The organism is Algoriphagus persicinus (assembly GCF_035156415.1).
In the GTDB taxonomy this organism is placed as follows: domain Bacteria; phylum Bacteroidota; class Bacteroidia; order Cytophagales; family Cyclobacteriaceae; genus Algoriphagus; species Algoriphagus persicinus.
The window spans coordinates 24,934-37,142 of record NZ_JAYEEY010000011.1; the positions used below are offsets into that span (position 1 = coordinate 24,934).

A 12,209-nucleotide genomic window follows, 5' to 3' on the forward strand; every position below is an offset into this window, starting at 1 on the left:
TTAGACCGCATCACTTGTTCTATCCAGATTGAAGGGGGCTTTACTTATCACCTTAATGGACATAAGCACCTAAAATCATCACAATGACCTTTGTCTCAGTCACATAAATTCATTTTAAGAGATAGTAGAATTCATCGCCTGAGGCCATCTTTCTCATTATAAATTCCTTTTTGCAATCTTTATTGACAAATTAGCGATAAATGAGAAGGCTCAGTGTAACTAATTCAGTTTTAAAACAATTATTGGTCATGGTTTTTATCATGCCCTGTTTTATTTTCCAATCCCGAACAAGCCAGGGGGCAAACTTCTATGTAGGGGATACTGTGTCATCCAGACATACTTTACCAAGTACGCTAAGGTTTAAAAATCATAACATGAACAGCGGGTTGCCCGGTGGCTTTGTTATGGCTATCTCTCAGGATCAAAACGGTCTGATGTGGTTTGGCAATGAAGGAGAAGGACTGGTTTCCTATGACGGCCGAAACTATGAGGTTTTTAGCCAGGATATAGAAGATTCAACCTCACTATCCAGTAATCGAATTTGGTCCATTCAGGCGGATACCCAAAATAACCTTTGGATAGGAACAGATCATGGTCTTAACAAAAAAAAAATTGACCCTGCGAATTATAAAAACAATCGTTTCGAGCAGTTCTTTGCATCATCCCAAGCCACTGATCTGCCGGACAACAGGATAACCAATCTTTTCCTCGCCAATAATTCAGACCTTTTGATCGGTACTGCCAAAGGGCTCTGCATATATCGTGGAAATCGGATTTTTGAACGTATTACTCTAGGGCTCTTTGAGGAGATGGAGGTACAGGCGATCTGCCAAGCCCGATCCGGAAACATTTATGTTGGCACCAATCAGGGACTATTTCTATTGGACTCAAGTTACCGTTTTCTTTCACACTTGAGCCAAATCTCTAAAAACCAAGCATTGAATGTTTCTGCCATCACAGAGGGTCCTGACGGTCAAATCTGGTTAAGCAGTGGAGAACTTTACCTTTTTAATCCGTCAACTCAAATATTCACATCATTTAATGCTAATCTGGATCCGAAGGAGCACTTTCCGTCAAACAACATTAACACGTTGTTGACCGACAGCCAAGGAAGAATCTGGATAGGCACTGTATCTTCGGGAGCCTTTATATACACAGCGAAAGGGTCAGAATATGAGTTTTTAGATGCTCGGGATTTATTGAAGGGCGGTTTTCAGGGCGACCAGGTACGCACCATTTTTGAAGATCGTATGGGGTTCATTTGGATTGCCATGAAAAGCAAGGGATTGAATATATATGACGGTAAAAATGAAAATATCGACCTTGTTGCCCCATTTGACACACCTCCGCCCCAGTCTAGTGACAACAGAATAAATACCATAGCGGAAGACGAAGATGGCAATATCTATTTCGGATCTAGATCCTCGGGACTGGCAATGTATAATTCTAAGACTAGGAGCTTTAAAAACTATAGAGAAGATCCGCAAGAAAGATTATCCCTCAGTACCAATCGTATACAATCCATTAAAGTGAATTCCAACAAGGAAATCTTGATAGGAACTACACATGGCGTTACTTTATTTAGCCCGACTACCGGCACATTTACAAATAATCACATGCCTCCGGTAAGGTCCGTGGAGTCGGACAAGAACGGGGGAATTTGGGCTGGTACTTCAGAAGGCGTGTTTTTTCTGGAGAACATCACGAGTGTTGCTAAGCCATTCAAGATCGAAAATCAAGCATATCCATTCGTTGAGCCGATATCGGTTCTCTATATAGATAAAAAGCAAAATTTATGGATCGGAACCGAGGAACACGGCCTATTTAAGCATAATTTAAGGAATAACCATACTGAATGGATCAACGATTTGGTTGTGAAAAACAAAACTCGGTTTTCAGAAAAATACATAAGATCCATCACAGAAGATTCAAAAGGAAATATTTGGATCGGTACTTTGGAAAGTGGCTTATTCAGATTCAAAAACGGAGTAAATGATTTTGAACAGTATCCTTTCGAAATGATTGAAGGAAGTATCTACAGTATTACTGAGGATAACTTGAACAACCTTTGGTTGGTGACACACAGAAATATTTACAGGTTCTCCCCAAATAACGGAGAGCTGTCAAAGTTCGGAAATGAATATGGGCTTTACGGGATACACACTGTATTGAAAACCAGAAACGGCATGTTGCTTTTCGGGGGAGACCATAGCGTCCTATCCTATGACCCCAACGACCGATTGGGGAAAAGGCCTCCATCAAAAGTCAGCATCAAATCGATAACTCAGCCTTTAAGTTCAGGAAAAAGGGTACAGGAAAGCAATTATCAGTTTCCATTTCGAACTCCTTTGACTTTTGAATTCTTTATTGATGATTATTCTTCACCCGCAGAAAACATTTACACCTACAAGCTGACGGGAGTAGATGAAGAATGGGTTCAGCCAGGCCATAACCATAGGGTATCGTATGCCAACCTCGACCCGGGCAATTACACTTTCATGGTAAAAGGAGCAGGGGCCTCAGGCACTTGGTCAGAAAATGTAGCGTCCATTGATTTCACCGTATTTCCACCCTGGTGGCTCACGATCTGGGCCAAAATTGGTTATTTACTGTTAGCCATAGCCTTTGGCTACATAACCTACCAAGTCTTATCTTTTAGATCTAATAAAAGACGTGAGCTCAAGGAATTAAAATATGAAAAAGAGCAGTCTGAACTCCTAACTCAGCACAAACTGAGGTTTTTCACCAATATCTCACATGAACTTAGGACTCCTCTTACGGTTATGATCCCATCTGCTGAAAAGATTTCCGGAGATCAACCATTGACCATTAATGAGTTGAAAAAGCACGGAAACATCATCAAACGCTCTGCCAATGCTTTGTTTTCACTAGTTGACGAACTGATGCAGTTCAAACGAATAGAAGAGGGTTCCCAGAAGATCAATCCAGCCAAAACCAACGTGGTTGCCCTTTGTTCTGAGATATTCAATGACTTGGACCCTGCGGCTGCGGAAAAGAACATTGATTATGTGTTAATAACCGAAGGCATAGAGGAGGAGCTTTGGATCGACAAAAAAATATTCGAAAAGGTCCTAAAAAACCTGATTTTCAATGCCATCAAATATACTCCAAAATCAGGTTGTGTCAAAGTAAGAATCAGTTTGGAAAAAGCCTTATATCCCGGGCTGCATGGGAAGTTGAGGATTGATGTCATTGATGATGGCATCGGAATATCAACTGCCGACAAGGACCACATCTTTGATCGGTTTTACCGATCCGAACAAGGATCCGAGTTTGCCAGCGGTTCGGGTTTAGGGCTCGACTTGGTCAAAAATCTGGTCGCACTGCATCAGGGCACCATTAAAGTAAAAAGCCAAAAAGGCAAAGGTAGCCACTTCATGGTTACTCTTTCTTTACTGGAACCTATTTCCTACCCAAATGATTTCAATCCAGACCTTGCTCAACCCTTTGAATCCCAAAATGGATTTAAGGAGGAAATTAAATCATCATATGAAGACCATATTCTGATCGTAGAGGATGATATCGAAATATTATCCATGCTCCAGGAACTGTTTTCATTGGACTACAAAGTATCCATCGCAAAAAATGGTGAAGAAGGATTTACAATAGCCATGGAATACCCTCAACCCAACGTGATCGTCAGCGATGTGCTCATGCCAGGAATGAACGGATATGATTTATGCGCCGAGCTAAAGAAAAATTTCAAAACCAGCCATATTCCTGTACTCCTGCTTACCGCAAAAAGTTCCATCTCAGATGAGCTGGAGGGCCTTGGATCGGGGGCAAATGCCTATATCACAAAACCCTTTTATCCCAGAGTGCTAATGGCAAAAGTTGATAGTATTCTGAAAAACCAGAAATTGCTGAAAGAAAGATTCAGCAGGGAGGCCCAATTGAATCCTTCTGAGGTCGACATACCCGACCCGGAAAAAGTACTTTTGACTTCTTGCGTCAAAATAATAGAAGAAAATCTTCAAGATGAGCATTTTGGCGTGGAAGACTTCGCAAAGGAAGTTGGGATGAGCAGGACCCAACTGTTTAGAAAACTCAAATACCTTGTGGGCATGTCTCCTTCCGAACTGATTTATTCCATCCGTCTGAAGCGAGCTTCCGAACTATTGAAATCCGGGAATTTTACCGTTTCAGAAGTAGCATACAAAACAGGATTTGCTACACCAAGTTCATTCAGCAATACTTTCAAAAAGCATTTTAAAGTATCGCCAAGTGAATTCATGGAAAACACATCCGAATAAAATAATTACCGTTTTCAGTAGATTTTTAGTAGGTTGAAACCTCCGTTATTGTTTTTGGAACATCCGTAAATGACCCTTCCAAAACAAAACTTCATATTTGTCCCAATCATTGACAATATAAATAACGAGAAAACAATGAACGCTACATCAGTCAATATTTTCAGAAATAAAGACAAACTTCTCAGGGACTTCTTCTTTATCGACCCTACACATTTGAGGATAGATAGTGTTAAAAATTTAAAAACACAGTTCATTGCGCTGTTTTTGATTATTTTCTTTTTCTCCGGTGGCAGGTCGTTTGGGCAGTCAGTGGACCCAATTCACTGGAATGAAGCTCTTGAGCAAGATGTGAAATGGTATAGGAGCTCTGAATCGATTCGAATAGCAGACAATGTATTGCTCTACCAGCACCCAACTGGTGGATGGCCGAAAAATATAAACATGGCACAAGTGCTGAGTGAGGCGGATAAAGACAGCATCCGGAAGGAACAAGCCGCCGGGGGAACCACACTCAGCAACATCACCATCGACAACGGTGCTACTTATACCCAAATGCAGTACTTGGCCAGTGCATATGATGCGACCGAATATGAGCGTTACAGGGAGGCTTTTCTTCGGGGGGTGGATTATTTATTGGAAGCCCAGTATCCCAACGGCGGCTGGCCTCAATATTACCCAATACGAAAGGGATATTCTGAGCATATTACCTTTAATGACAATGCAATGATTGGAGTGATGAGTCTATTAAAAGACATTTCAGTTCAAAAACCGCCCTATAAGTTTATCGACAACGAGCGAAAAGCTAACATTGCAAAAGCACTAGATAAAGGGTTAGATGTTATACTTGAAACCCAAATCAAAGTGAATGGGACTCTTAGGGCCTGGTGTACTCAATATTATAAGGATAATTTCACACCTGCCGGAGCTCGAAGTTATGAGCACCCTTCAATAAGTGGAAGTGAAAGTGTAAATATCACTCGGTATTTAATGCAAATCGAAAATCCATCACCACTTGTGATAGAAGCTGTTGAAAGTGCTGTAAAATGGTTTGAAGATGCTGCAATTCATGGGAAAAGACTGGTACAACAAGAAAATCCGGATGTTCACCGGGGATACGAGCGTTTTATTGTGGATGATCCCAATGCCCCTCCAATGTGGGCGCGGTTTTATGAGATCGAAACCAATCTTCCCATTTTTTCCGGTCGTGACGGCATAATCAAATACCATTACTCGGAAATTGAACATGAGCGTCAGGTAGGCTATTCCTGGTTCGGGTCATGGCCTCTCTCCCTATTGGAGGAAGAGTACCCGAAGTGGAAGTCAAAACAAAATCTTTCATCGAGATGATTGGATTGATCCTAACAGCCAGTGAACCAGTACCCAGGATGGAATTAACAACACCAATGCCCTAGGAAATTAACTTCAGTGATGGATGGGGTGAAAAGTGGAGATTAGAGCAAATTACCAATATAGAAACCTCAGAAATTTTGGCGAGGGATCTTTGGTCAGGAACTATGTATTGCCTTCCAACGAGGGCCAGATATATTCGGAAGAAAACACGGACATTCAAAAAAACATGGACCACCGCTTTGACCTGCGGATGGAATACAATATAGACAGCAGTAACATGTATAATAGGAACACGTCTATGATGTTTATCAGATTTAGTTAACCCGTATAAAGAAACCCATTGTCATTCTAGTTTATGATTAAAAGAACATTTTCTCTGAAGCTCTTCCTGACGGCATCTACAACTATGTGCATATTGTTGTCGTGTGCAGAACAAGTTTCACAAAAGGCCAGGCTATCCAATGTTGAGCCTGATACTGCTACTGTCCATAGTGATCGCCCACGGGTTATTATTAGCTCTGATATTGGTGGTACTGATGATGACGATTATCAGTCACTTATCCATTATCTGATGTATGCTGACAGGTTTGAGACAGAGGGATTGATATCTTCTCCTTTCGGCAATGGGCGCACAAAGCATATTTTCAAGATTTTAGATCTCTATGAGAAAGATTATCCAAAGCTGGTTGCACATTCCAACCTATTTCCTACAGCAGATGAATTCCGAAAAGTGGTTAAGCAGGGCGCCCTGAATAGAGCGCCCGGAAAAGGTTGGGCTACTTCTACTGAAGGCTCAGAATGGATAATTAAGTGTGCCAGAATAGAGGCGAAAAAGCCTCTATGGGTATTGGTGTGGGGAGGTTTAGAAGACCTGGCCCAGGCCCTGCACGATGCGCCGGAGATAGCAGATGTGCTGCGTGTATACTGGATTGGAGGGCCAAATAAAAAATGGAGTGCAGAAGCTTATAATTATGTGGTACAAAATTTCCCGGACCTTTGGATGATAGAGGCAAATGCCACTTATCGAGGATGGTTTGTTGACGATGCCTCACTGGTTGGCTTTGATAATGAAACTTTTTATGAACATCATATAAAAGGTGCAGGCGCCATGGGGGACGACTTTATTAATTACTATGACGGAGAAATTAAGATGGGAGACACTCCCTCAATGGCTTATCTGCTACAGGGCACGCCGAAGGAGCCAGGCAGCCAAAGTTGGGGTGGCAGTTTTATCCCACTAAAACACAGTTCCAGAAGGATTTTTAATCGGGAAACTACTTTAACCGATGAGGTGCCGGTGTTCGGGATGATCGAGTGGGTAATGCAGGGGCCGGACCGAGGACCCGCTAGTGATGAACCAGCTTTGTGGCTGGAGGTTTCCGGACAAAGGTTTGAAGGATATTACGAAGGAGAAGGTAAATACAGGGCGAGGTTTGTCCCGAAGTCAATAGGGAAATGGAGCTATCAGGTGCATAGTCATATTGCAGAGCTTAGCGGAAGAAAAGGTCAGTTTACCAGTACTGATCCTTGGCCGGGAGAATTGAATCAGGATGATATTGTTTCACTGAGAAATTGGTGGAGTGACAGCCAGGATACTGAGCAGTATGCCGAAGGGCATCAAGGTGCAAAGACAATAGCCCGATGGCGAAAAGATTACTTAAGAGATTGGGCAGAGCGCTTGTCATGGTTGTCTGGGACAAAGGTAGGAGGCGTGTCGAAGGCCAAATAACTAAATTTAAACTGACCATGCTTTACTTACAAAACATGGACCTTTACAAGCTAAAAATTAGCACCTGCATTCCAGTCAAGTATAAATTTTTAGGTACGAAATATGAAAACAGCTATGGATTTTAAACTCTTATTTCTACATGCAGCTTGTATCATCCAGGTTGTATAATGATATATGCAGTTTTTTAGCTGTCTTAATACTTCCTTTTTTTTACATAATAATTTAACGTGATAATCTGAAACTAAACTTTGTATGAAATCTTTAAGAATTACTGCCTTGCTTCTTTTGATAGCCCTAATACCTGCAATTGCGCAGGTACCTGAAGAAAATGAAAGACGAAAGGTGTTGGTACTTACTGATATAGAGAATGAACCAGATGATGCACAATCCATGGTGCGTTTCCTTACTTATTCCAATCAGTGGGATATAGAAGGGCTGGTGGCAACTACGTCCGTGCATCAAAAAAATAAACTGGCTACCTGGCGCATTCACGAAATCCTTGATGCCTATGCTAAAGTGCAGCCTAACCTATTAAAACATGAGCAGGGTTATCCAACAGCAGAATACTTACGCTCTGTTGTACGGGAAGGGCGTGCGGATTATGGAATGCAGGCAGTGGGTAAAGGAATGGATTCCCCTGGTTCGGATTTAATAATTCAAACTGTTGATAAAAATGATTCGCGGCCTCTATGGGTGTTGGTTTGGGGAGGGCCTAACTGTCTGGCGCAAGCGCTTTGGAAAGTGAAAAATACACGTTCTTCGAAAGAGGTGGATAAATTTGTTTCTAAGCTGCGGGTGTATACCATATCTGATCAGGATGATAGCGGCCCCTGGATTAGACAAACATTTCCTGATCTTTTTTACATTGCTAGTCCTGGCTTTCATTCTTACGGTGGCTACCACAACGCCACCTGGACAGGCATAAGCGGCGACCATTTTCATGGGCGTTTTGCCGGAGGCAACTTTACTGTTGTAGACAATCCTTGGCTTGATCAGCATGTTCGGAGCAAAGGGGCGCTTGGGGCAGAGTATCCGCATACAAAGTTTTTAATGGAAGGCGATACACCTAGTTTTTTATACCTTGTCAATAACGGACTTGGAAACCCTGAACATCCTGATTGGGGTAGCTGGGGTGGCCGTTATGAGTTTTACCAGCCCAGAACAGAAAAATGGTTTTTAAAGCCCGAAAACCGTCCGCTCTGGAGCAATGCGCAGGATGAAGTAATGGGTGCTGACGGTTTTTGGCATACCAGCAACAAAGCAACCGTCTGGCGCTGGCGCAAAGCTTTTCAAAACGATTTTGCAGCCCGTATGGACTGGACCATCAAGCCTTATGAAGAAGCCAATCACCCGCCTATACCTAAACTTAGTCATGATTGGCAAATTACGGCCAAGCCGGGAGAAAAGGTTAACCTGAACGCTGAAGGAACCAGCGACCCAGATGGCAACCAGCTTTCTTACCAATGGTTTTATTATGGTGAAATTGGCACGTTCACTTTGTCAACAGCCAGAACCGGTGATCCCCTGAAGATAGAGGATGCCGACAAAAATAAAGCCTCCTTCGTTGTTCCCCAAAAATTTGGGAGGCCAGGTACAATGCATATTATACTTGCAGTAACGGATAATGGCATACCAGCACTTACCCAGTACAAGCGGGTGATTGTAACAGTGAATGCAGAAGAATAATAATAATTCCCCAAAAAATTGGATGCATTAAGTGAGTGCCAGAAGTTCATTTTTAGCTTTCTGTACCCATTGTAGGGTCGAAAGGATCGGCACCCTTTAAATTGACAAGCAGTCGTTGTGTAAAAAACCTTCGTTTTTTACACAGAAACAAAAACTACCTTTTTGTTAAATTTACCTTTTTATTTTTCTGTCTAAAGCTCCCCTTCATCTACAAAAGAAAAATAACCCTCCGGACTCAAAATGACATGGTCTACAATTGGAAGATCCAAAGCACGACCGATTTCCGCTAGCCTTTGGTCAATCTTTAATCTGTTTCAAAAAGAAAAACTTTGGTGACTTTGTCAAAGAAATTTTAAAATGATAAAACCACATTGTTTTATCAAAGAATGGATCAATAGTGTCAAACAGCAAAAGTATTTAAAGCGAATCAATCCTCCGGTACTAGAGAAGATGATTCAAGGCTTTCTTTATTCAGGAGTTAACCATCCTCTAAAATCAAAAAAAGAGGACAAATAGTTGGACTGATTTGGGGACAAATTGAATCAAATGGAATCGATTGGAATTGACAAAACGCACATGAGAGGGTATAAAACACAAAAAGTTGACCTTAAAAAGGTCAACTAATTGTTTAGTAGCGGGAACAGGACTACAAATTACTTCTGATTTACAGTAACCTATATAAAAAGGGGGACAAAAAAGGGGACAGGTTTGTTTTGACTGAAATATTTAAAATTTATTTGAATCGTTTCAAATTTAAGACTTACATAATTAGCCAAAAACAAGCTTTAAGAGTCGTATAAGCGATTTGGATTTTGAATGATATTTTTTTCTTTTTGATGTTAAGAGCCAAAAACGTCTCAGATTTCAGCAACGCACTTTAAAAACTGAACCTTGAAAAATCAGGAGAAGTTCGGTCCTGAAATTAAAATTCATTTGAATCATTTGGAATTGAAGGCTCGCATTTTTCGTACGGTACGAGGGGTACGATGCTTACGAATGGTACGAATCTTAATGCTATCATTTTTCTTTTTGCTGTTAAGACATTTTCTATATTTTATTTCCTAGCGTTTTTCTTGGCTCACACGACAACGACCAGGTATTGGAATTAGTTATAGGAGATCAAAATGTTGCTGAAGCAATTAGCAATTGAATTGGTTTGCCATTTATACCTCATCAACCATCTCCCCTTTTCATCTTTTTGTCTCCGTAATTCACTTTCCCATGCGACGGAATACAAGAAGCCTCCATTAAAAAAACCTTAATCACAAATTAAGGTTTTTGTAACTACTCAGGTACTAACCTAGCGATATGAGCGAGGTTTTCCAATACGTTCTGGGAACGCTTTATCAGGGTATCAATGATGGAACGGATTACACAGAAGTCATCAGCTCCCTGACTGGACTTGAATTACCCTGAGATTTTCTGTTTTACCTTGATGTTTCTTACAGCTCTTTCCGAGGCATTGTTGTCTGGGGGTACTTTATGGTAATGCAAAAATGTAAGAAGGGAATCCCTGTATTTTTTGAGTCTTTTCTGTAAGGTGACTGCTTCTTTGTGGTTGGGGTCAAGGGGGATTTCCAGTAGCCTGTCCATCCGCTCTTCCAAAGCTGTTATGCTTAATTTCTGTTCCGGTGAAGTGTTTTTCCCCAGCTTTTTTTTCAGGGTGATGGCTTCCCTGAGCAAAGAGCGGGTCTGGTCAGCCCAAGTGGATTTGTGTCTTTCCACTACGTAATTGAGTTCTCTAAGAAGATGTGCACAGCAGAGCTGGTGCAGATTTCCTGAATAGTGGAAGTAGGTTCTCCAGGCATCATGACACAGGATCGCTTTTCCAAACCCGGACTCAAAGTGGCTTGTTATGGCTTTAAGCCCACGTGATTCGGACATGGCCAACAGCGTGTATTCTTCGGTTTGGTAAGTCCAGACCCAGTGTTTGTTTCCGCTTACTTTTGCCCCGGTCTCATCGCAGCCGATTACCGCACTGGCTGACACCGCATTTTTTAACTGCTGATAGACCGGGGCTGCTTTGAGGGCAAACCTGCGGATGATGTTATCAATGCTCCCTTGGCTCAGATCAATGTGGTAGCAATCTTTAAGCAGTTCTTTCAGTCTGTTATAGGGAAGGTACTGTCTGCCGTGCAGGTAGCCTACCAAAGTCTCCACCCCGCTGCCGTATTGCACAGGTGCATTGACATGACCGGGATAAGCCGCTTTGTTTTTGGTGCCACAGCGGCAAATTTTGTGGTAACTCCGGTGTTCGGTACACACCGGGCGGATCACAGGAAGATCGATGACCTGTCTCTTTGAGGAAAGCTCGGCAGCAATCATGGAAAGATCATCACCACAGCAACTGCAGAACCCCGGGATGTGGTCGGTGATTACATCAGGAACTGATCTGAACTCTAGCGTATGGCCTTCATGTCCGGGCTGTCCGCCTGGCTTTTTGCCCGAGTTCTCCCGGAGACTTTGCGTCTTTTTGGGCCGGTTCTCATCTTTGGATGGGGGAATCGAACTGTTGTTGCTGTTCTTGGGAGTCCGATACCTGGCAAGCTCTTTCTCCAGTTGCATTACACGGCTCTCCAAAAAATTGATCCGCTCCATCAGCCGGAGATTCATGTTGACCAAATCCTGAATCTGCTTATCCCTCTTGTCCACTGTCCTGTTGGAATGTTTTGGCTAATATTGATGCTCAATTCAATAAAAACCAATCTTTTATACTTTATTTACCCTCAAAAAATTGTGGATAATTCAGGTTAAAACCTGTTTTCACAAAACGCCGAACTAAACCTAGCCAGATCCAACTCAAGGGCAGGTAACGAAGAAAAAACCTGACCAAGAGTTAATAAAATAACAACCTGAGTAGTTACAGGTTTTTAAATAAATACATATTTATATTTTTACACATTTATGCTTTGAATTAAAATCAAAAATTAGTATACTGCATTCTAATCAAAAGCAACTGATTATGTGGTCAGTAATAAAATTTTTAGGGACAGTTTTCATCAGCTTCATTGCGATGATCGGAGCATTAGGGGCAGAAAATCCTTTTCCTCTTTTTGCTGTCGCTTGGGGAATATGGATCATTTATATTCTGAGCCTCCGGTCAAAAAGAAAAAAGGAAATTGACAAAGAACAACTTATCAGGGAAATCCTAGATAAGCTTTAGAATCCAA

Annotated in this window: 7 protein-coding genes; 5 read left to right on the plus strand and 2 right to left on the minus strand. The window is 41.8% G+C overall.

All coding sequences use genetic code 11. The annotated features are described in order from the left end of the window. Positions 1–374 precede the first annotated feature (374 nt). The 4 genes from U3A58_RS10095 (at position 375) to U3A58_RS10110 (ending at position 9,039) form a co-directional block, all read left to right on the plus strand. Positions 375–4,274: a hybrid sensor histidine kinase/response regulator transcription factor gene (locus U3A58_RS10095; RefSeq protein ID WP_323823299.1), complete on the plus strand. Its 3,900-nt coding sequence runs from the start codon at positions 375–377 to the stop codon at positions 4,272–4,274. 135 nt (positions 4,275–4,409) lie between these two features. Beyond that, positions 4,410–5,621: a pectate lyase gene (gene pelA / locus U3A58_RS10100; protein WP_323823300.1), complete on the plus strand. Its 1,212-nt coding sequence runs from the start codon at positions 4,410–4,412 to the stop codon at positions 5,619–5,621. Between the two features lie 358 nt (positions 5,622–5,979). Further along, entirely contained in the window at positions 5,980–7,353 is a 1,374-nt protein-coding gene (locus tag U3A58_RS10105; protein WP_323823301.1) for a nucleoside hydrolase-like domain-containing protein, read from the plus strand. 252 nt (positions 7,354–7,605) lie between these two features. Then, a complete protein-coding gene (locus U3A58_RS10110; RefSeq protein WP_323823302.1) occupies positions 7,606–9,039 on the plus strand; it encodes a DUF1593 domain-containing protein in 1,434 nt (477 codons plus the stop codon). A gap of 191 nt (positions 9,040–9,230) precedes the next feature. Here the strand turns inward: U3A58_RS10110 and U3A58_RS21830 are convergent, their stop codons facing one another. Further along, a complete protein-coding gene (locus U3A58_RS21830) occupies positions 9,231–9,341 on the minus strand; it encodes a JAB domain-containing protein (protein WP_416377297.1) in 111 nt (36 codons plus the stop codon). A gap of 1,105 nt (positions 9,342–10,446) precedes the next feature. Continuing rightward, entirely contained in the window at positions 10,447–11,691 is a 1,245-nt protein-coding gene (gene tnpC, locus U3A58_RS10115; RefSeq protein WP_323823303.1) for an IS66 family transposase, read from the minus strand. A gap of 310 nt (positions 11,692–12,001) precedes the next feature. Between tnpC and U3A58_RS10120 the strand changes: the two genes are divergently transcribed. Beyond that, positions 12,002–12,202: a hypothetical protein gene (locus U3A58_RS10120; RefSeq protein WP_323823304.1), complete on the plus strand. Its 201-nt coding sequence runs from the start codon at positions 12,002–12,004 to the stop codon at positions 12,200–12,202. The last annotated feature ends 7 nt before the right edge of the window (positions 12,203–12,209 follow it).

Bases quoted from the DNA above. Each gene is read 5' to 3' on its own strand.
- U3A58_RS10105 (WP_323823301.1), top strand. From the start codon at position 5,980: ATGATTAAAAGAACATTTTCTCTGAAGCTCTTCCTGACGGCATCTACA.
- U3A58_RS10120 (WP_323823304.1), top strand. From the start codon at position 12,002: ATGTGGTCAGTAATAAAATTTTTAGGGACAGTTTTCATCAGCTTCATT.
- U3A58_RS10095 (WP_323823299.1), top strand. From the start codon at position 375: ATGAACAGCGGGTTGCCCGGTGGCTTTGTTATGGCTATCTCTCAGGAT.
- U3A58_RS10110 (WP_323823302.1), top strand. From the start codon at position 7,606: ATGAAATCTTTAAGAATTACTGCCTTGCTTCTTTTGATAGCCCTAATA.
- pelA (WP_323823300.1), top strand. From the start codon at position 4,410: ATGAACGCTACATCAGTCAATATTTTCAGAAATAAAGACAAACTTCTC.